The organism is Agromyces italicus DSM 16388, from assembly GCF_000421545.1.
Classification (GTDB): Bacteria; Actinomycetota; Actinomycetes; order Actinomycetales; family Microbacteriaceae; genus Agromyces; species Agromyces italicus.
The window spans coordinates 491,609-511,190 of record NZ_ATXF01000004.1; the positions used below are offsets into that span (position 1 = coordinate 491,609).

Genomic DNA, 19,582 nt, shown 5'->3' on the forward strand with positions numbered 1-19,582 from the left:
GATCTCCCGGATGCTCGTGTTGACCTCCGTGTGAGCCGACCGGCTCAGCACCGAACTCTTTGGAGCAACCGCAACATGACGACCACCGCCACGACGATCGAGATCCCCGGCTACCGCGCAGGCACCTGGAAGATCGACCCGCAGCACAGCGAGGTCGCGTTCAGCATCCGTCACCTCATGATCAGCAAGGTGAAGGGCAAGTTCGAGCGCTTCGACGCGACCTTCGTGACCGCGGAGAACCCGCTCGACTCGACCGTGACCGCATCGGCCGAGGTCGCCTCGGTGACGACGAACGAGCCGACCCGCGACGGCCACCTGCGCACCGGCGACTTCTTCGAGGCCGAGACCTACCCGACGATCGATTTCGTGTCGACGGGCGTCCGTGTCGAGGGCGGCGACTTCAAGGTCGACGGCGAGCTCACGATGCGCGGCATCACGAAGCCCGTGACCTTCGACTTCGAGTTCGGCGGCTTCGGCGGCGACCCCTACGGCAACTACAAGGGCGGCGCCACCGCCAAGACCGTCGTGAACCGCGAGGACTTCGGCCTCAACTACAACACCGCGCTCGAAACCGGCGGCGTGCTGCTCGGCGACCAGGTCACCATCACTCTCGAACTGCAGGCGGCGCTCGACCAGTAGTCGACGCTCACGCGAACGGGTGGATGCCACGTGGCATCCACCCGTTCGTCATGTCGTGGGCCGCGCGGTCACCTCGCCGAGGCTCGTCGACCGGAATGCCGCCCATCGCTCGAGCGCGGGACGGAACCCTTCGACGCCCAGGCCGTCGCGGAACGGCACGAGTTCGACCTGGGTCACTCCGCGGCGTTCGGGCGAACGCCGCCAGGTGCCGACGACCTCGCCGCCGTCGACCAGGATGGAGAGGAAGAGGCCGTTCTTGCCCGGCACGACGCGCTCGGCGTCGGCCGTGGAGCAGAAGGCGGTGCGGTCGCCGTAACCGAGGAAGTACTCGTCGAACGGGGCGAGCGCGAGCCGCCCGGAAGGACGAGCCACGGGCGGCGCCGCGGCATCGATGGCGACGTAGTGCTCGTCGTCGTACTCGGCGATCGTGTCGCCCGCCGCAGCCAGGCCCACCCGAGCCTGCGTGAGGGTGATTCCGGCCCACCAGGCGAAGTCTCGGACCGAGACCGGGCCGTGGCCGCGCGCGTACCCCGTGAAAAGCACGCCGAGCGTCTCATCGTGATCGTCGAGCTCGCCGGGCCGGCGCGGAGACCACTCGTCGAGCAGGACGAAGCGCTGCCTCGCCCGGGTTTCGACCGGGCCGCAGCAGAGCACCCCGTCGTTCGCGAGGCGCCAGATCAGGTGGTAGCCGCGCTGCCCCTCGGTGGGGATGCCCGCTGCAGCCCACGCCGCCTGCAGCTCCTCGCGCGTCGCCGACCGGCCGCCCTCGAGCTCGCGCTCGGCGACGGCGCGGGCCGACGCGTGCACCGCGTCGTCGAGGCCTTCGTCGCGGTGCGTCTTCGCCGCGCGCTGCAACTGCCTGGGCGCCGTCACCCCGAGGATCGGCCGCAGCAGCTCGGGTCTGACGAAGTGCAGCGTGCCCCGCATCGGCCAGGAGCGCAGGAGCGAGCGGTCGTCGATCGCCGCGTCGATCGACGCCTCGGTGGCGCCCGGCACACGTGCACCGAGCACCCACTTCGCGGCGCCCAGGTCTTGCGCCTGCACGCACGCCAGCCGCTCGACCGCCGCACCGGGGGAGCCGAACCCGCCGTCGAGCCCGTGCGCACGAAGACGTGCGGCCCGCAGCGCGACGCTCGAGGGTTCGCTCGCGACATCCATCGTCATGCTGCGATTCTGCCGGGCGCCGCCGACATCGGCGCCGACGCCGACTCGCGAACGATAGACTGGGCGGCTGTGCCGTTCGGCACACGAACCCCACCCCAGCCAGGAGGCCCGTCGTGCTCGCCGTCCATGATCTCGAGATCCGCGTGGGTGCCCGCGTGCTCATGGAGCACGTGAACTTCCGCGTCTCCGACGGCGACAAGATCGGCCTCGTCGGCCGCAACGGGGCGGGCAAGACGACGCTCACGAAGACGCTCGCCGGCGAGACGCTGCCGAGCGACGGCAAGATCGACCGTTCGGGCGAGATCGGCTACCTCCCGCAGGACCCCCGCTCGGGCGACCCCGAGATGCTCGCGCGCACGCGCATCCTCGATGCGCGCGGCCTCGGCTCGCTCGTGCTCGGCATGCACGAGGCATCCATGAACATGGGCAGCGACGACCCGGTCGTCGCCGAGAAGGCGATGAAGAAGTACGGCAACCTCACCGATCGCTTCAACGCGCTCGGCGGGTACGCCGCCGAGGCCGAGGCCGCCTCGATCGCCTCGAACCTGAACCTGCCCGACCGCATTCTCGACCAGCCGCTGAAGACGCTCTCGGGCGGTCAGCGCCGGCGCATCGAGCTCGCACGCATCCTCTTCTCCGACGCCGACACGATGATCCTCGACGAACCGACGAACCACCTCGACGCCGACTCGGTCGTGTGGCTCCGCGAGTTCCTGAAGGGCTACAAGGGCGGCGTCATCGTCATCTCGCACGACGTCGTGCTCGTCGAGGAGGTCGTGAACCGCGTCTTCTACCTCGACGCGAACCGCTCGATGATCGACATCTACAACATGGGCTGGAAGCACTACCAGCGCCAGCGCGCCGCCGACGAGGAGCGCCGCAAGAAGGAGCGCGCGAACGCCGAGAAGAAGGCCGACGTCCTGAAGCTCCAGGCTGCGAAGTTCGGCGCGAAGGCCTCGAAGGCCGCCGCCGCCCACCAGATGGTCGCCCGCGCCGAGAAGCTGCTCGCCGGCCTCGAGGAGGTGCGCGCCGTCGACCGGGTCGCGAAGCTGCGCTTCCCGACCCCGGCGCCGTGCGGTCGCACACCCATCACGGCGAGCGACCTGTCGAAGAGCTACGGCTCGCTCGAGATCTTCACCGCCGTCGACCTCGCGATCGACCGCGGGTCGAAGGTCGTCATCATCGGGCTGAACGGCGCGGGCAAGACGACGTTGCTGCGCATCCTCGCGGGCGTCGACGCCCCCGACACCGGCATCGTCGAAGCCGGTCACGGCCTGCGGGTCGGGTACTACGCGCAGGAGCACGAGACCATCGACGTCAAGCGCTCGGTGCTCGAGAACATGGTGAGCTCCTCGCCGAACCTCACCGAGACCGAGGCGCGCAAGGTGCTCGGTTCGTTCCTCTTCACCGGCGACGACGTGCACAAGCCCGCGGGCGTGCTCTCAGGCGGTGAGAAGACCAGGCTCGCGCTCGCGATGATCGTCGTCTCGGGTGCCAACGTGCTGCTCCTCGACGAGCCGACGAACAACCTCGACCCCGCGAGCCGCGCCGAGATCCTCGATGCGCTCGCGCACTACGAGGGCTCGGTCGTGCTCGTCTCGCACGACCCGGGCGCCGTCGAGGCGCTCAACCCCGAGCGGGTGCTCATCATGCCGGACGGCACCGAAGACCACTGGAGCCGCGAGTACCAGGAGCTCATCGAGCTGGCCTGAGGCACCTCGAGTGGCCGCCTCACCGCCGGTCGAGCACGCCGTCCTCGTAGTCGGCGTCCTCGCCGCCGCGGTTCTGCGGTTTCGGGCGCCGCGGCACGCGCCGCGAGGCATCCGATGCACCGGATGCCTCGGCGAGGCCCTTGCGCTCCTGGTTCGCCGCCCAGCCGAGACCGATGAAGGCGAGCAGTGCGAAGACGTACCACTGGAGCGCGTACGAGAGGTGCGGGCCCTCGTCGCGTTCGGGGCGCGGCGCCGCGAGCGGCGGTTCGGTCGCGTCGTCGCCCGACTGCACGAGGATGCCGTAGGCCCCCGTGTAGGCGGGCTCGCCGACGCGCTCGGCGAGCTCGCCGAGGTCGATCGTCGCGAACTCGATGCCGGTGCTCGTGCGACCCTCGATGCGCCCCTCGCCGGCCTTCAGACGAGCGGTCGCCTCGACCTGCCCGGGGGGCGCCTCGGGGATCTCGCTCGGCCGGCCGTCGGAGTTCTGCGGAATCCAGCCGCGGTCGATCATGATGACGGTGCCGCCGTCGAGGCGGAACGGGGTGATCACCTCGAAGCCCGTGGTGCCGCCGAACGGGCGGTTGCGCACGACGACCTCGTCGGCCGGCAGGTACTCGCCCGAGAGCTCCACGACCTGCCAGCGCTGATCGACGTCGAACGCGGCAGGGTCTGGCAGCGCCTCGTCGACGGGGATGGGCTCCGCGTCGTAGTTCGCATCGATGCGGGCGACCTCGGCGAGCGCCTCGGCGCGACGGTTGAGCTGCCAGGTGCCGAGTGCCGAGCAGACGATCGCGAAGATGATCGTCAGCGCGAGGTAGCCGGCCCAGCGCCGTGCCAGGAGGAAACGCCACTCGTTCACGCGCGGCCCCCCGCCGAGGCATCCGTCGCCGCATCGCCCGTGTGCTCGAAGGCGATGACCCCGACCGGGAAGGAACGCGACTCGAGGAACTCGCGGAGGTAGCCGACGTGCTCGTCGCACGCGAGCCAGGTCTTGCCCCGTTCACCCGTGTGGATGCGGGGATTGCGCCAATCGATGCGCCAGACGGCCGCCTCGCGGCATCCGGCGCGCGAACAACCGCCCTGGGTGGGCGCGCCGCCCAGTCCGCCGATCATGCGGCTCCTCGCTCGTGATGCCCGTCCGGCGCGGTGCCGGTGTCGCCGGAACCCGCCGCGGGCGGGGGAGTGCGCCGCACCAGCCCGCCGGGGCGGAGCACCCGACTCGTGCGACTCGGACTGCCGACGTTCGCGAGAACGACGGCGAAATAGGGAAGGAAGATCGCGCCGGCCGCGCAGACCGCGAGCCACCAGCCGTCGACGAAGAGCATCGCGACGATGCAGAGCACGCGGATCGACATCGCGATCGTGTACTTGATCATCCGCGAGCGACGCTCCGCCTCGGGTGAGGGCGGCAGCGTGGTGATCGACTGCTGCTTCATGCTGGTCGCCGCAGGCCTGACGGCGCTCCTCTTCACTCAAGCCTACGTCGATTCGGGCCCGGCGGATGCCCCGTGGAGCGAGCCTCTATGCTGGGACGGGCCGCACGGCCGAACCTGCAGAACGGAGTCCAGCATGACGACGAGCCGCACCGTCCTCGTGACCGGTGGCAATCGCGGCATCGGCCACGCGATCGCCCGCGAGTTCCTCGCGCAGGGGCACCGCGTCGCGGTGACCGCCCGCTCGGGCGAAGGCCCCGAAGGCGCCCTCACGGTGCGCGCCGACGTCACCGATTCCGAGTCGGTCGATCGGGCGTTCTCCGAGGTCGAGGCCGCGCTCGGCCCCGTCGAGGTCGTCGTGGCGAACGCCGGCATCACGCGCGACATGCTGCTCATGCGCATGAGCGACGACGACTTCGCGAGCGTCGTCGACACGAACCTCACGGGAGCCTTCCGCATCGTGAAGCGCGCCTCGAAGGGCATGCTCAAGGCGCGGTTCGGCCGCATCGTGCTGATCTCGAGCGTCGTCGGCCTCTACGGCTCGGCGGGACAGGTCAACTACGCCTCGTCGAAGGCCGGCCTCGTCGGCATGGCCCGCTCGCTCACGCGCGAACTCGGCGCCCGCAGCATCACCGCCAACGTCGTCGCGCCCGGCTTCATCGAGACCGACATGACCGACGAACTCCCCGAGGCGCAGCAGGCCGAGTACAAGAAGAACATCCCGCTCGGCCGCTTCGCCTCGCCCGACGAGGTCGCGCGCGTCGTCGCGTGGCTCGCGGGCGACGACGCCGGCTACATCTCGGGCGCCGTCATCCCGGTCGACGGCGGCCTCGGCATGGGGCACTGACGGCCCTCTCCGCGTGAACGCGCTTCAGCCGCGCAGGCCGAGCACGGCGAGCACCGCGCCGAGGTCGGGGCGGTCGATCGCGAGATCGGCCTGAGCCCGAACCACGGGCTTCGCACAGAACGCGATGCCGAGCGCGGCGCGATCGAGCATCTTCAGGTCGTTCGCGCCGTCGCCGACGGCGACCGTACGGGCGAGGGGGATGCCTCCGGCCGCCGCCCACTCCTCGAGCGACCTCGCCTTCGCCGCGGCATCGACGATGGGGCCGTCGACGCGGCCGGTGAGCCGCCCATCAGTGAGCTCGAGCCGGTTCGCCCGGCAGAAGTCGAGGCCGAGGCGTTCGGCGAGCGGGTCGAGCAGCTCGTGGAACCCGCCCGACACGACGCCCACGAGCCCCCCGGCCGCGTGCACGCCGTCGATGAGCTCCTGGACCCCGTCGGTGGGGGTCATGCGCTCGCGAGCGGCGGCGAGCACCGCCGCGTCGAGCCCGGCGAGCGTGGCGACGCGTTCGCGCAGGCTCTCGGCGAAGTCGAGCTCGCCGCGCATCGCACGTTCGGTGACGGCGGCGACGTGCTCGAGGCTGCCGGCCGCCTCGGCGAGCAGCTCGATCGCCTCTTCCCGGATGAGCGTGGAGTCGGCGTCCAGCACGACGAGCGGGCCGCGCGAGCGGCCCAGGCCTGCGGGGCTCACGCGAGGGCCCGAACGCGCGAGCCCTTGCCGACGACGGTGACGCCGCTGTCGGTCACGCTGAAGCCGCGGGCGACGTCTTCGGCACGGTCGACGCCGATGCGCGCGCCGGCCTCGACGACGACCTCCTTGTCGAGGATCGCGCGCTGCACCGTCGCGCTCGCGTCGATGCGTGCGCGCTCGAAGAGGATCGAGTCCGAGACGTGCGCGCCCGAGCCGACGACCGCCCACGGGCCGATCACACTGCGCTCGACGTGCGCACCCGAGATCACCGATCCGAGCGACACGATCGAATCGATGACGGTGCCGAGGGTGCCGCGCGCGTCGCGGGTGAACTTGGCGGGCGGGGAGTTCAGTTGCTGGCTGAAGATCGGCCACTCGCGGTTGTAGAGGTTGAACACCGGCATCACCGAGATCAGGTCTTGGTGGGCCTCGAAGAACGAGTCGATGGTGCCGACGTCGCGCCAGTAGTAGCGGTCGCGGTCGGTCGAGCCGGGAACCACGTTCTGCTTGAGGTCGTAGACGCCGGCGTCGCCCCGGGCGACGAACGCCGGGATGATGTCGCCGCCCATGTCGTGGCTCGAGGAGCTCTGTTCGCCGTCTCGGAGCACCGCGTCGATGAGCGCGTCGGCGTCGAAGACGTAGTTGCCCATCGAGGCGAGCACCTCGCCGGGGGAGTCGGGCAGACCGATCGGATTGCTCGGCTTCTCGAGGAAGCGGTGGATGCGGCCGGGCCGTTCGGGCGCGACCTCGATCACGCCGAACTGGTCGGCGAGCGCGATCGGCTGGCGGATCGCCGCCACCGTCGCCGAGGCACCCGACTCGACGTGCGCGTCGATCATCTGGGAGAAGTCCATGCGGTAGACGTGGTCGGCGCCGACGACCACGATGAGATCGGGGCGCTCGTCGTAGATCAGGTTGAGGCTCTGCAGAATGGCGTCGGCCGAACCCGAGAACCAGCGCTTGCCGAGCCGCTGCTGGGCGGGCACCGAGGCGACGTAGGAGTTCAACAGGCCGTTCAGCCGCCAGGTCTGCGAGACATGCCGATCGAGCGAGTGCGACTTGTACTGGGTCAGCACGACGACCTGCCGCAGGCCGGAATTCAGCAGGTTCGAGAGCGCGAAGTCGATCAGCCGGTACTGCCCGCCGAACGGCACCGCGGGCTTCGCCCGGTCCTCGGTCAGGGGCATGAGTCGCTTGCCCTCACCACCAGCGAGGACGATGCCGAAGACCTTGCGCGCAACCATGAGGCAACTGTAACCAGCCGACGCGTCTTCCCGCGTCCCGGTGTCGGCCCGTGTCATCCGGCGCTGCGCTACCGTTGCCTGCATGCGCGTCGACGTCCTCACCCGTGAGTACCCGCCCGAGGTGTACGGCGGTGCGGGAGTGCATGCCGCTGAGCTCGTCCGCGCGCTCCGCGCGAGCATCGACGTGCGCGTCAGATGCTTCGGCGCACCCCGCGACGAGGTCGGAACGCAGGCCTACCCGACGCCGAGCGCCTTCGACGACGCCAATCCCGCGCTCTCGACCATGGCCGTCGATCTGCTGATGGCGGGCGACGCCGCGGGCGCAGACCTCGTCCACTCCCACACCTGGTACGCGAACTTCGCGGGCCTCACCGCGAAGCGCCTCCACGGCATCCCGCACGTCGTCACCGCGCACAGCCTCGAGCCGTTGCGGCCCTGGAAGGCCGAGCAGCTCGGCGGCGGCTACCGACTGAGCTCGTGGGTCGAGCGCACCGTCTTCGAGGACGCCGACGCGGTGATCGCCGTGAGCGAGGGGATGCGCCGCGACATCCTGCGCGCGTACCCCGACCTCGACTCGTCGAAGGTCGACGTCGTCGTCAACGGCATCGACCTCGCCGACTGGGCGCCGTCGCACGACGGCGACGCGGTGCGCGCACTCGGCGTCGACCCCGGCCGTCCGTCCATCGTCTTCGTCGGTCGGATCACCCGGCAGAAGGGCCTGCCGTACCTGCTCCACGCGGCGCGCCTCCTGCCGCCCGAGGTGCAGCTCGTGCTCTGCGCAGGGGCGCCCGACACCGAGGAGATCATGGCCGAGGTCACCTCCCTCGTCGACGGGCTCCGAGCCGAACGCGACGGCGTGGTCTGGATCGACCGGCACCTGCCGCGCCGCGAGCTGACGGCACTGCTCACCGCGGCCACGACCTTCGTCTGCCCGTCGGTCTACGAGCCGCTCGGCATCGTGAACCTCGAGGCCATGGCCTGCGGGGCGCCGGTGGTGGGGACCGCGACCGGGGGAATCCCCGAGGTCGTCGTCGACGGCGTCACCGGCGTGCTCGTGCCGATCGAACAGGCCGACGACGGCACCGGCACCCCGCTCGACCCCGGGCGGTTCGTGCGCGACCTCGCTGATGCCCTCACTCGCGTCGTCGCCGATCCGGCGCGCGCCGCGGAGATGGGTGCGGCCGGACGCCGGCGCGCCGAGACCCACTTCGCATGGGACAGGATCGCCGCGCGCACGATCGAGGTGTACGAGCGGGTACTCGCCCGCTGACCGGGCGTGCCTCCGCCCGCCTGCGTCGGGCGGGCCTCCGGCTCCCGATAGCATTGGTGCATGGCGAGTGCGAGTACGGTTCTGCAGTTCCGCGACGTGTCGGTGGTTCGTGACGGCAACACGATCCTCGACGCGGTGACGTGGAGCGTCGCCTCCGACGAACGCTGGGTGGTGCTCGGCCCGAACGGGGCGGGCAAGACCACGCTGCTCCAGATCGCCGCCGCGGCCATGCACCCGACATCGGGCAAGGCCGAGGTCCTCCAAGAGGCGCTCGGCAAGGTCGACGTCTTCGAGCTCCGCCCGATGATCGGCTTCGCCTCGACAGCGATGGCCCGTCGCATCCCGCGCGACGAGACCGTGCTCGACGTCATCCTCACCGCCGCGTACTCGGTGACCGGCCGCTGGAACGAGGAGTACGAGGGCATCGACCTCCGCCGCGCCGAGCGCGTGCTGAAGGAGTGGGGCCTCGACGGCTTCTCGGGTCGCCGTTTCGGCAGCCTCTCCGACGGCGAGCAGAAGCGCGTGCAGATCGCGCGCTCCGTGATGACTGACCCCGAACTGCTGCTCCTCGACGAGCCGGCCGCGAGCCTCGACCTCGGCGCCCGTGAAGAGCTCGTCGGTCTCCTCGGAGGCTACGCCGCCTCGCCGTCATCGCCTGCGATCGTCATGGTCACCCATCACGTCGAGGAGATCCCCGTCGGGTTCACCCACGCGCTCCTCGTGAAGAAGGGCGGAATCGTCGCGGCGGGCCCCCTCGCCGAGGCGCTCACCGCCGAGAACCTGAGCTCGACCTTCGACATGAAGATCGAACTCAGCGAGCGCGACGGCCGATTCGCCGCGCGCGCCGTCTGAGAAGTTCTCGCTCCGATTCTGCTAAACTTGTCAGCTGGCCCTACCGCCAACATGCTTTCCCGCCGCTGACCGGCACCGCGAAGGTGTCGCAGTCGTGCGGCTGGAGCTCTGAATCCATCGTCCGCTCTCTCAATCGAAATCCAAGGAAGTCTCCATGAAGACCGACATCCACCCCGAGTACAACGCCATCGTCTTCCGCGACCTGGCTTCGGGCGCCACGTTCCTCACGCGTTCGACCGCGACGAGCGACAAGTCGATCGAACTCGACGGTGTCACCTACCCGGTCATCGACGTCGAGATCTCGAGCGAGTCGCACCCGTTCTACACGGGCAAGCAGCGCATCATGGACTCGGCCGGCCGTGTCGAGAAGTTCAACCAGCGCTTCAAGGGCTTCGGCAAGTAATCCAGCCGAACCGAAGGGGCGGGCGACGCGAGTCGCCCGCCCCTTCGTCGTGCCAGCGCCCGTTCGCTCACGTTCGTCGACGCGCCCGCACGGGTCAGCGGACCGGCCACGCCCCAGACGTCGTGAACTCGGGCTCGCCGTTGCGGCGTCGCCACGACTGGTAGCTCTCGGCCTGCTCGCGGCACCAGTCGATCTGGCGGGCGTGCAGCTCGGCGACGGCGACCGTCGCGAGCTCGGGGTGCGCGCGGGCGATCGCCTGCGCCACGCGCCCCGCGGCGATCGCGTCGGCAGCGGCGTTGTGGGCATCGTCGAGCACGACACCGTAGTGCTCTGCCGCTGCCGAGAGCGTGCGCTTGCCGCGCCGGTACTTGTCGACCGCCTTGTCGATGACGAGCGGATCGATGACGGGACCGGGGCCGGGCAGCGGCGCGAGGCCGTAGCGCGCGGCCTCGCGCTCGAGCACGGTGAGGTCGTACGCCGCGTTGTACGCGACGATCGGCAGGCCCCGCGCAGCGGCATCGGTCAGCGTCGCGATGATCTCGGCGACCGCCGACGGCGCCGACCGACCGTCGAGGCGGGCGCGCTCGGTCGTCACCCCGTGGATGAGCGACGCCGCCGTCGGGATCTCGACGCCCGGGTCGACCAGCCACTCGCTCTGCTCGAGCACCTCGCCGCCGGCGCCGATGACGCCCACGTGGGCGGTCACGATCCGGCACACGTCGACGTCGATGCCGGTGGTCTCGAGGTCGAAGACGGCGAGGGTGTCGGCCCAGGGGGCGGCATTCGTGGCATCCATGTGCGACAGGCTATGCAGCGCCACCGTCATCGCCCGGGTGGCGCGGCGCGTGTTCGCGGCATTCGCGACGTCGCGGTCGTCGGCGCGGCTTCTGCACAGGCCGGATCCCTAGAATGGCTGGGATGATCGAATCGCCCTACGCCGCCGCGCTCGCCCGCATTCCCGTCAGGGCCCACCGGGTCGAGGTCGACGGCACCGACACCGCGTGGTGGGAGTACGGCGACGCGGATGCCCCGGTGCTGGTGCTCGTCCACGGGTTCCGGGGCGACCACCACGGCCTCGAGCCCGTCGTGGCGCAGCTACCGGGGTACCGCATCGTCTCGCCCGACCTGCCGGGCTTCGGCGAGTCGGCGACCTTCGCCGACCGCGAGCACGACATCGACGGCTACGCGCGCTGGCTCGGGGCGTTCATCGAGGCCGTCGGTCTCGACGGCGACTACGACCTGCTCGGGCACTCCTTCGGCTCGATCGTGTCGTCGGCGGCCGTCGCGGGAGGGCTCGCACCGCGGCGGCTCGTGCTCGTGAACCCGATCGGCGCTCCCGCCCTCCAGGGTCCGCGCGGCATCATGACCCGGCTCGCGGTGCTTTACTACCGCGCCGCCGCCGCGCTGCCCGAGAAGGCCGGTTTCGCGCTCCTGCGCAACGGCGCGATCGTGCGCGTCATGAGTGTGACCATGGCGAAGACCGGCGAGCGCGACCTCCGCCGTTGGATCCACGACCAGCACGATCGCTACTTCTCCGACTTCGGCGACCGCGACCAGTTGCTCGAGGCGTTCCGGGCCTCGGTCGGCCACGACGTGAGCGAGTACGCCGAGCGCATCGCCGTGCCGACCCTCCTCGTCGCCGCCGAACGCGACGACGTGACGCCCATCGAGGCGCAGCGCCGCCTCGTCGGGCGATTCCCCGATGCGAGGCTCGAGGTGATCCCCGAGGTGGGTCACCTCATCCACTACGAGACCCCCGGCGACGCCGCCGCGCGCATCGGCCGATTCCTGCGCACGGAGTCCCTCGCATGAGGGTCGTCGTCGACTGCCGCTACACCCGCATCGGGCATCACGACGGCATCAGCCGGTTCACCGCGGGCCTGGTCACCGAGCTCGCGAAGCTGCACCCCGTCACGATGCTCGTGAGCGATCACCGGCAGCTCGACATGCTGCCCGACCTGCCGTGGCAGCTCGTGAGCTCGCCGACGAGCGCGCGCGAGCCCTTCGTGGCCCGCCAGGTGCGGCGCCTTCGCCCCGACATCGTCTTCTCGCCGATGCAGACGATGGGCTCGTGGGGGCGCGACTACCGGCTGCTCCTGACCCTGCACGACCTGATCTACTACGAGAACCGTACGCCGCCGCGCGACCTGCCCGCGCCCGTGCGCCTGCTCTGGCGGCTCTACCACCTCGCGTGGTGGCCGCAGCGGCTGCTCCTGAACCGGGCCGATGCCGTGGTCACCGTCTCCGAGACGACGGCGGGGCTCATCCGCGACCACCGCCTCACCCGCCGGCCGATCACCGTCGTCTCGAATGCCTCCGACGACCTCGGCGTGCCCGAGCTTCCCCGGACACGCCCCGAGGGGCATCGGCTCGTCTACATGGGCTCGTACATGCCGTACAAGAACGTCGACACGCTGGTGAAGGCGGTCGCGGCGCTGCCCGACCACGAACTGCACCTGCTCAGCCGGATCGGCAGGGAGGAGCGCGAGCGGCTCACGCGGCTCGCCCCCGGGGCGCGACTCGTCTTCCACGACGGTGTGACGGATGCCGCGTACGCCGAGCTGCTCGCGAGCGCCACCGCGCTCGTGCACGCGTCGAAGGCCGAGGGCTTCGGCATCCCCCTCATCGAGGCGATGCGCCTCGGCACGCCCGTCGTGGTGAGCGACATCCCGATCTTCCGCGAGATCGGCGGAGACGCCGCGTCGTACTTCGATTCGGGCGACGCCGACGACCTCGTGCGAGCGCTCGGCGACCTCGAGTCCGACGACATCTGGCAGGCGCACTCCGCTCGCGGGGTCGAGCGTGCGGCGAAGTACACCTGGGCCCAGTCCGCGGCGACGCTGCTCGAGCTCATGCACCGCACCGTCGCCGAGCACGGCGCGCGGAAGGGGCGGCGCGGGCGGCGCTGATCGATACTGCGCTGTTGCCGGCTCCCGGCCTCGGGCTTCAGGCCTCGGTGCCGGTAAGCAGCTCGGGCTCGACGAGTTCGAGTGCGCCCGCAGCGTGACGCAGCAGGTGCACCGACCCGTTCGCGATCGCGTAGCCCGTTCCGGGCAGCGTCCAGTCGCTCAGCTCGAGGATGAGCGAGTGGATCACGCCGCCGTGCGAGACGACGACGACGCTGCCGCCGGGGTGGGCCGCCGCGATCTCGGCGAGCGCGGCGCTCGCGCGGGCGATGACGGTCGAGCGCGGCTCGAGCCCCTCGATCGTCGCCGCCTGAGCCTCGACCGCCGCACGGCCGGCATGATCGAGTCCCTCGAGCACACCGTGGCTTCGTTCGGCGAGCGCCCCGAAGAGGCGCGGCGCCGGCAGTTCGAGAACTCCTGCGATGATCTCGGCCGTCTCTGCGGCGCGTGAGAGCGTGCTCGCGTAGACGGCATCCCATTCGCCGTCGACGAGTCGCGAGCCGGTCTCGGCCGCCTGTTCGCGCCCGGTGTCGTTCAGCGGGATGTCGGTCATGCCCTGGATGCGACGTTCGCGGTTCCACTCGGTCTCGCCGTGGCGGACGAGGGCGATCAGCGTCGGTTCGGGGTGGCTCGTGGCATCCGTCATGTCGACGACTCTCGCACGTCTCGGGCCGCGTTCACGAACCGAGCGCCTCGGCGAAGGCGGTGAGCGTCTCGCTCGCACCGGCGTCGATCTTGACGGCGGCGCGGGAGTCGCCCTTGGTGACCCCGCGGTTCACGACCACGATCGGCAGCTTGCGACGCCGCGCCTGCTCGATGAGGCGAACGCCCGAGTTCACGACGAGCGAGGAGCCGGCGACGAGGAACACCTCGGCACCCGCCACGAGGGAGGCGGCCGCCTGGAACGTCGGCACCGGCACGAACTCGCCGAAGAAGACGACGTCGGGCTTCAGGATGCCTCGGCAGATCGAGCAGGCGGGGATCACCATCGATTCGACCTCGTCGACGACGACGTCGCCGTCGGGCGCCTGGCGGATCGACTGCTCGAGGTCCATGCCGGGGTTCAGGAGGGTGAGCTCCTCGGCGATGGCCTGCCTCGCGTAGTGCTGGCCGCAGTCGAGGCAGACGACGCGGTCCATGCCGCCGTGCAGTTCGACGACGTGGCGGCTGCCGGCGCGGCGGTGCAGACCGTCGACGTTCTGGGTGACGACGCCGGCGACCGCCCCCGACGCCTCGAGCGAGGCGAGTGCGACGTGGCCGGCGTTCGGCCGCGCCGCACCGAAGTGGCGCCACCCGAGGTGACTTCCGGCCCAGTACCGCTTGCGCGCGTCCTCGGACGCGAGGAATCGCTGCACGGTCATGGGCGTGCGCGCCGGCGCCCCCTCGCCCCGGTAGTCCGGGATTCCGGAGTCGGTGCTGACCCCCGCGCCCGTGAGCACCGCGATCCGCGCCCCGCGCATGAGGTCGATCGCCTCGCGCACCAGTCGCCCGGTGTCGGGCGTCGTGTCGATTCCGATCTCCACGGAAGCTCCATTCAGACGAGGGTTGACCTGATTGTAAACACCGTCGTTTTCCGGATTGTTTCCGGGGCTGGCACTCTTGAGGGGAGGAGATCAATGCACATCGAACGAGTCCACGACGCGGCATCCGATTCCGTCGCCGACTACGCACGGCTCACCGACGTGACCCTGCGAAGCGCGCAGGAGCCCGAACAGGGGCTCTACATCGCCGAATCCGCGAAGGTCATCGGGCGGGCGGTCGCTGCCGGGCACCGCCCCCGCTCGGTGTTGATGGAGGAGAAATGGCTCGCCGGCCTCGAGCCCGTGCTCGCGCCGTTCGACATCCCCGTGCACCTCGCCGATCCCGGCCAGCTCGAGGAGATCACCGGGTACCGCGTGCACCGCGGCGCCCTCGCGGCGTTCGAGCGGCCCGCGATGCCCGACCCCGCCGAACTGCTCGCGGGCGCCCGCCGCGTGGTCGTGCTGGAGGACATCGTCGACCATACGAACGTCGGAGCGATCTTCCGTTCGGTGGCGGCGCTCGGCGCCGACGCGGTGCTCGTGACGCCGCGCTGCGCCGACCCGCTCTACCGCCGCAGCGTGCGCGTCAGCATGGGCACCGTCTTCCAGGTGCCGTGGACGCGGCTGCCCGAGTGGGGCGAGGCGGCCATGCTCCTGCACGGCGCCGGGTTCACGACCGCCGCCCTCGCACTCGCCGACGACGCGGTGCCGCTGCGCCGGCTCGCCGCCGATGCGCCCGAACGCCTCGCGCTCGTGTTCGGCGCCGAGGGTGACGGGCTCAGCCGCAGCGCGCTCGCGGCCGCCGACACCGTGGTGACGATCCCGATGCGCCACGGCGTCGACTCGCTGAACGTCGCCGCCGCCGCGGCCGTCGTGCTCTACGCACTCGCCCTTCCGGAGGAACAGACCCCGTGACCGACACGCTCGCGCCTGCGGACCCCGCACGCCCCACCGACCCCGACGAGCGGCGGCGCGTCTACCGGCGCCGCCGCATCGTCGTGTTCGGCACCCTCGCCGTCGTGGTCGCTCTGCTCATCGGCGGCGGGGTCTACACGGCGAACGCCCTCGGCGCCCCCGTGCCGGTCGCCGCGCCCGAGGTCGAGCAGCCCGCCCCCGTCGTCGCCGAGCCGCAATCGCTCGCATTGCCGGGCTTCGGCGGCTACGCCGTGGGCGCGATCGGCTTCGACGGGCTCCTCGCCGCGGGCAACGCCGGTCAGCCGATGGCCTCGGCGAGCATCACGAAGATCATCACTTCGCTCGTGCTCCTCGAGCAGCACCCGATCGCGGCCGGCGAGCACGGCCCCGACATCGAGTACACCGACGCCGACGTCGACATCTACTGGGACATGATCGCCCAGAACGGCTCGGTCGCGCCCGTCGAGGCGGGCGCGACGCTGAGCCTGCGCGAGAGCCTCGAGGCGCTGCTGCTGCCGTCGGGCAACAACTACGCCATCTCGCTCTCGAACTGGGCGTTCGGCTCCGAGCAGGCGTTCGTCGACGCCGCGCGCACCTGGCTCGACGCCCACGGGCTCGTCGACACGCGTATCGCCGATGCGAGCGGACTGTCGCTCGAGAACGTGTCGACGCCCGCCGACCTGGTGAAGCTGGGCGAGCTCGCCCTCGCCGAGCCCGTGCTCGCCGAGATCGTCGCGACGCAGAAGGTCGACATCCCCGAACTCGGCACCCTCGAGAACTCGAACAAGCTGCTCGGCACCCACGGCGTCGACGGCATCAAGACGGGCACGACCGACGACGCCGCCAACCTGCTGTTCTCGGCCGACTACGCGGTCGGCGACACGACCGTGACCGTCGTCGGGGTGCTCCTCGGCGGCGAGAACCACGCGATGCTCCGCGAGGCGATCGCGAAGCTGCTCGACAGCGTCGCACCTGGGTTCCACCAGGTCACACCGCTCGAGGCCGGGCAGGAGCTCGCGAGCTATGCCACGCCCTGGGGTGACACCGCGCGCGCACGCACCTCCGACGGGGCATCCGTCGTGGTGTGGAGCGACACCCCCGTCGAGGTCGAGGTGCACGCGGAGCCGCTCACGCTCGCGAACGAGGGCGAGGAGGTCGGCACCGCGGTCGTCCGTGCGGGCGCGCAGGAGATCACCGTGCCGCTCGTGCTCGACGCCGAGATCGACGACCCGGGCACCTGGTGGCGGCTCGCGAACCCCTCGGGGCTCGCGCCCGCGACCGCTCAGTCGGGCAGCGAGTAGGGCGCCGCGTCGGGTCGCTTCGGCGAGATCAGGTCACCCGACGACTGGTGCCGGATGCGGCGCACCACCCACGGGACGAGGTACTCGCGCGCCCACGCGAGGTCTTCGACCCGTGCTTGGCGCCAAGTCGTCGACGGCAGCGGCTCGGGCTTCAGCGGCTCGAGCTCGTTGTCGACGTTGAGCGCCGCGAGCACCATGCGCGCGACCGTGTGGTGGCCGAGCGAGTTCAGGTGCAGGCGGTCGGGCGCCCACATGCGCTGGTCCTGGATCTCGGTGAGCGCCCACTGGTCGGCGACGATGCAGTCGTACTTCGCCGCGATCGTGCGGAGGTTCTCGTTGTAGATGGCGACCTTGCCGCGGATACCGCGGAACACGGGGGAGAAGCCGACGTCGACGCCCGTGAAGAGCACGATGGTCGCGTGGTCGCGCGAGAGGCGCTCGATCGTGTACTCGAAGCGCGCAGCGATCTCGTCGGGGTCGGTGCGCGGGCGGATGACGTCGTTGCCGCCCGCCGAGATCGTGATCAGGTCGGGCCGCAGCGCGAGCGCCGGTTCGAGCTGTTCGTCGATGATCTGCTGGATGAGCTTGCCGCGCACCGCGAGGTTCGCGTAGGCGAAGTCCTCAGTGCCCTGCGCGAGCACCTCGGCGACGCGGTCGGCCCAACCGCGGTGCCCGCCGGGTACGGAGGGCTCGGCGTCGCCGATGCCCTCGGTGAACGAGTCGCCGACGGCGACGTAACGCGACCAGGGGTGCTGCTGGGTGACCATCACTCCATTCTGCACAACGTGTCGGTTCGAGGATGTCGCAGGCCTCCGCTACCCTCGAATCCAGTGAGTACAGCGACACCATCCGGGGCCCATCCGGGCACCTCGGCGGCCGAACACCTCTCACCCTCCTTCCCCGAGCGGGCCGCCTGGGGTACCGCGTCGAAGCTGCGGGCGTGGCAGGCCGAGGCCCTCGAGCAGTATCTCGACGAACTCCCGCGCGACTTCCTCGCCGCGGCGACGCCCGGCGCCGGCAAGACGACCTTCGCGCTCCGCCTCGCCGCCGAACTCCGCGGGCGGCGCATCATCGACCGCATCACGGTCGTCGCACCGACCGATCATCTGAAGCGGCAGTGGGCCGATGCCGCGGCGCGCGTCGGCATCCGGCTTGACCCCGGGTTCCGCAATGCGCACGGCCGCTCGCCGAAGCACTACCACGGCGTCGCCGTCACCTACGCGCAGGTCGCGATGCGCCCCGCGCTGCATCGCGAGCTGACCCTCTCGGGGCGCTCGCTCGTCATCCTCGACGAGGTGCACCACGGCGGCGACGCCCTCTCGTGGGGCGACGCGATCCGCGAGGCGTTCGAGCCCGCGACGAAGCGACTCTCGCTCACCGGTACGCCGTTCCGTTCCGATACGGCGCCCATCCCGTTCGTCCGCTACGAGCCCGATGCGCAGGGCGTGCGCCTCTCGAAGACCGACTACGACTACGGCTACGGGCGCGCCCTCGCCGACGGCGTCGTGCGGCCGGTCATGTTCATGGTCTACGCCGGTCACATGCGCTGGCGCACCAAAGCCGGCGACGAGATGGAGGCGAAGCTCGGCGAGGACAACACGAAGGACATCACCTCCTCGGCGTGGCGCACGGCGCTCGAGCCGAGCGGCGAGTGGATCCCCGCGGTGCTTCGGGCGGCCGACCGCCGGCTCACCGAGGTCCGGCAGTCGATCCCCGACGCCGGCGGGCTCGTGCTGGCCACCGACCAGACGGTCGCTCGCGCCTACGCCGACATCCTGGAGAAGATCAGCGGCGAGCCCGTGACCGTGGTGCTCTCCGACGACAAAGAGGCCTCCGGGCGCATCGAGGAGTTCTCGGGCAACGCCCGGCGGTGGATGGTCGCGGTGCGCATGGTCTCGGAGGGTGTCGACGTGCCGCGTCTCGCGGTCGGGGTCTACGCCACGAGCTCCTCGACGCCGCTGTTCTTCGCCCAGGCGATCGGCCGCTTCGTGCGGGCCCGCCGTCGCGGTGAGACGGCCTCGGTGTTCCTGCCGAACGTGCCGGTGCTCATGGCACTCGCAGCCCAGCTCGAACGCGAGCGCGATCACGCCCTCGACCGACGGGGCGGCGATTCCGACGACGACGGGCTCGACGACGGCCTGCTCGAGTCGGCGAACCGCGAGGAGCGCGCCTCCGAGGAGATGGAGTTCGGCACCTGGGAGGCGATCGGCTCCGACGCCTCCTTCGACCGGGTCGTCTTCGACGGCACCGAGTTCGGCACGCTCGCCGAACCCGGCAGCGACGAGGAGTTCGACTTCATCGGCATCCCCGGTCTGCTCGAGCCCGAGCAGGTGTCAGAGCTCCTGCGGCATCGGCAGGCGAGACAGGCGCGACGCGCGGGGGAGCGGCGCAAGCACGCCGCGTCGGTCCAAGACGAGGGCGCTGGGGGCGGCGGCGACACATCGAGCGAGCCGGTCGCGCTCTTCCGAACCCTGAAGGAGCAGCGCTCGCTGCTCAACAGCATCGTCGGGCTGTACGCCCGGCAGAGCGGGCAGTCGCACTCGCTCGTGCACGCCGAGCTGCGGCGGGCGTGCGGCGGGCCCGAAGTGGCGCAGGCGACGGTGACGCAGCTGCAGTCGCGCATCGAGCTCGTGCGGCGGCGGCTCTCGGGCCGATGAAGGTCGAGTGCTCCCGTGAACGGGAGGCACGG

General features: G+C 71.0%; 21 protein-coding genes. 11 read left to right on the forward strand and 10 right to left on the reverse strand.

What is annotated here, in order from left to right; all coding sequences use genetic code 11:
- The first annotated feature begins 75 nt into the window (after positions 1 to 75).
- Positions 76 to 639 carry a YceI family protein gene (locus H516_RS0102705; protein WP_022888187.1) on the forward strand — a complete coding sequence of 188 codons (564 nt, stop codon included), beginning with the start codon at positions 76 to 78 and terminating at the stop codon, positions 637 to 639.
- 48 nt (positions 640 to 687) lie between these two features.
- Here H516_RS0102705 and H516_RS17925 read toward each other — a convergent pair whose 3' ends face one another.
- Positions 688 to 1,803: a winged helix DNA-binding domain-containing protein gene (locus tag H516_RS17925; RefSeq protein ID WP_022888188.1), complete on the reverse strand. Its 1,116-nt coding sequence runs from the start codon at positions 1,801 to 1,803 to the stop codon at positions 688 to 690.
- A gap of 113 nt (positions 1,804 to 1,916) precedes the next feature.
- On the opposite strand from H516_RS17925, the gene H516_RS0102715 reads away from it, so the two are divergent.
- Positions 1,917 to 3,515 (forward strand): ABC-F family ATP-binding cassette domain-containing protein, encoded by a 1,599-nt coding sequence (locus tag H516_RS0102715; protein ID WP_022888189.1) that lies wholly within the window; start codon positions 1,917 to 1,919, stop codon positions 3,513 to 3,515.
- 19 nt (positions 3,516 to 3,534) lie between these two features.
- Here H516_RS0102715 and H516_RS0102720 read toward each other — a convergent pair whose 3' ends face one another.
- From H516_RS0102720 to H516_RS17930, 3 genes are read right to left on the reverse strand one after another with little or no spacing between them, the layout of a single operon-like run.
- Positions 3,535 to 4,374, reverse strand: a complete 840-nt coding sequence (locus H516_RS0102720) for an SURF1 family cytochrome oxidase biogenesis protein (protein ID WP_022888190.1) — start codon at positions 4,372 to 4,374, stop codon at positions 3,535 to 3,537.
- Entirely contained in the window at positions 4,371 to 4,628 is a 258-nt protein-coding gene (locus H516_RS0102725) for a hypothetical protein (protein ID WP_022888191.1), read from the reverse strand. Before H516_RS0102725 ends, H516_RS0102720 begins: the two co-directional genes overlap by 4 nt.
- Complete coding sequence (locus H516_RS17930; RefSeq protein WP_022888192.1) at positions 4,625 to 4,951, reverse strand: DUF3099 domain-containing protein; 327 nt, start codon at positions 4,949 to 4,951, stop codon at positions 4,625 to 4,627. The genes H516_RS0102725 and H516_RS17930 overlap by 4 nt, the downstream gene beginning before the upstream one ends.
- Positions 4,952 to 5,084: 133 nt before the next feature.
- Between H516_RS17930 and H516_RS0102735 the strand changes: the two genes are divergently transcribed.
- On the forward strand, positions 5,085 to 5,795 hold the full coding sequence (locus H516_RS0102735) for a beta-ketoacyl-ACP reductase (protein WP_022888193.1): 711 nt from the start codon (positions 5,085 to 5,087) through the stop codon (positions 5,793 to 5,795).
- Between the two features lie 24 nt (positions 5,796 to 5,819).
- On the opposite strand, the gene serB is transcribed toward H516_RS0102735, so the two are convergent.
- Both serB and H516_RS0102745 read right to left on the reverse strand, forming a co-directional pair.
- Complete coding sequence (gene serB, locus H516_RS0102740) at positions 5,820 to 6,482, reverse strand: phosphoserine phosphatase SerB (protein WP_022888194.1); 663 nt, start codon at positions 6,480 to 6,482, stop codon at positions 5,820 to 5,822.
- The gene (locus H516_RS0102745; RefSeq protein WP_022888195.1) at positions 6,479 to 7,726 is read right to left on the reverse strand and encodes a glucose-1-phosphate adenylyltransferase; all 1,248 of its coding nucleotides are present in this window, start codon (positions 7,724 to 7,726) and stop codon (positions 6,479 to 6,481) included. The genes serB and H516_RS0102745 overlap by 4 nt, the downstream gene beginning before the upstream one ends.
- Before the next feature lie 82 nt (positions 7,727 to 7,808).
- Here H516_RS0102745 and glgA point away from each other — a divergent pair, with 82 nt between their 5' ends.
- The 3 genes from glgA to H516_RS0102760 all read left to right on the forward strand — a co-directional run bounded on the left by glgA (position 7,809) and on the right by H516_RS0102760 (position 10,251).
- Entirely contained in the window at positions 7,809 to 8,996 is a 1,188-nt protein-coding gene (gene glgA / locus H516_RS0102750; protein WP_022888196.1) for a glycogen synthase, read from the forward strand.
- Positions 8,997 to 9,056: 60 nt separating this feature from the next.
- On the forward strand, positions 9,057 to 9,848 hold the full coding sequence (locus tag H516_RS0102755; RefSeq protein ID WP_022888197.1) for an ABC transporter ATP-binding protein: 792 nt from the start codon (positions 9,057 to 9,059) through the stop codon (positions 9,846 to 9,848).
- Between the two features lie 154 nt (positions 9,849 to 10,002).
- Positions 10,003 to 10,251 carry a type B 50S ribosomal protein L31 gene (locus tag H516_RS0102760; RefSeq protein ID WP_022888198.1) on the forward strand — a complete coding sequence of 83 codons (249 nt, stop codon included), beginning with the start codon at positions 10,003 to 10,005 and terminating at the stop codon, positions 10,249 to 10,251.
- A gap of 94 nt (positions 10,252 to 10,345) precedes the next feature.
- Here the strand turns inward: H516_RS0102760 and H516_RS0102765 are convergent, their stop codons facing one another.
- Positions 10,346 to 11,047 carry an exonuclease domain-containing protein gene (locus H516_RS0102765; protein WP_022888199.1) on the reverse strand — a complete coding sequence of 234 codons (702 nt, stop codon included), beginning with the start codon at positions 11,045 to 11,047 and terminating at the stop codon, positions 10,346 to 10,348.
- Between the two features lie 122 nt (positions 11,048 to 11,169).
- Here H516_RS0102765 and H516_RS0102770 point away from each other — a divergent pair, with 122 nt between their 5' ends.
- Positions 11,170 to 12,063, forward strand: a complete 894-nt coding sequence (locus H516_RS0102770; RefSeq protein WP_022888200.1) for an alpha/beta fold hydrolase — start codon at positions 11,170 to 11,172, stop codon at positions 12,061 to 12,063.
- A complete protein-coding gene (locus H516_RS0102775; protein ID WP_022888201.1) occupies positions 12,060 to 13,160 on the forward strand; it encodes a glycosyltransferase family 4 protein in 1,101 nt (366 codons plus the stop codon). Before H516_RS0102770 ends, H516_RS0102775 begins: the two co-directional genes overlap by 4 nt.
- A gap of 37 nt (positions 13,161 to 13,197) precedes the next feature.
- Here H516_RS0102775 and H516_RS17935 read toward each other — a convergent pair whose 3' ends face one another.
- Together H516_RS17935 and H516_RS0102785 are read right to left on the reverse strand one after the other, a co-directional pair.
- On the reverse strand, positions 13,198 to 13,803 hold the full coding sequence (locus tag H516_RS17935; protein WP_022888202.1) for a histidine phosphatase family protein: 606 nt from the start codon (positions 13,801 to 13,803) through the stop codon (positions 13,198 to 13,200).
- 31 nt (positions 13,804 to 13,834) lie between these two features.
- Positions 13,835 to 14,617 (reverse strand): Sir2 family NAD-dependent protein deacetylase, encoded by a 783-nt coding sequence (locus tag H516_RS0102785; protein WP_084620302.1) that lies wholly within the window; start codon positions 14,615 to 14,617, stop codon positions 13,835 to 13,837.
- A gap of 156 nt (positions 14,618 to 14,773) precedes the next feature.
- Between H516_RS0102785 and H516_RS0102790 the strand changes: the two genes are divergently transcribed.
- Together H516_RS0102790 and H516_RS17940 are read left to right on the forward strand one after the other, a co-directional pair.
- The gene (locus tag H516_RS0102790; protein WP_022888204.1) at positions 14,774 to 15,592 is read left to right on the forward strand and encodes a TrmH family RNA methyltransferase; all 819 of its coding nucleotides are present in this window, start codon (positions 14,774 to 14,776) and stop codon (positions 15,590 to 15,592) included.
- Positions 15,589 to 16,893 (forward strand): D-alanyl-D-alanine carboxypeptidase family protein, encoded by a 1,305-nt coding sequence (locus H516_RS17940; protein ID WP_022888205.1) that lies wholly within the window; start codon positions 15,589 to 15,591, stop codon positions 16,891 to 16,893. The genes H516_RS0102790 and H516_RS17940 overlap by 4 nt, the downstream gene beginning before the upstream one ends.
- Here the strand turns inward: H516_RS17940 and H516_RS0102800 are convergent.
- The gene (locus H516_RS0102800; RefSeq protein ID WP_022888206.1) at positions 16,875 to 17,660 is read right to left on the reverse strand and encodes an SGNH/GDSL hydrolase family protein; all 786 of its coding nucleotides are present in this window, start codon (positions 17,658 to 17,660) and stop codon (positions 16,875 to 16,877) included. The genes H516_RS17940 and H516_RS0102800 overlap by 19 nt on opposite strands.
- Positions 17,661 to 17,723: 63 nt before the next feature.
- Between H516_RS0102800 and H516_RS0102805 the strand changes: the two genes are divergently transcribed.
- Positions 17,724 to 19,550: a DEAD/DEAH box helicase gene (locus tag H516_RS0102805; RefSeq protein WP_022888207.1), complete on the forward strand. Its 1,827-nt coding sequence runs from the start codon at positions 17,724 to 17,726 to the stop codon at positions 19,548 to 19,550.
- The last annotated feature ends 32 nt before the right edge of the window (positions 19,551 to 19,582 follow it).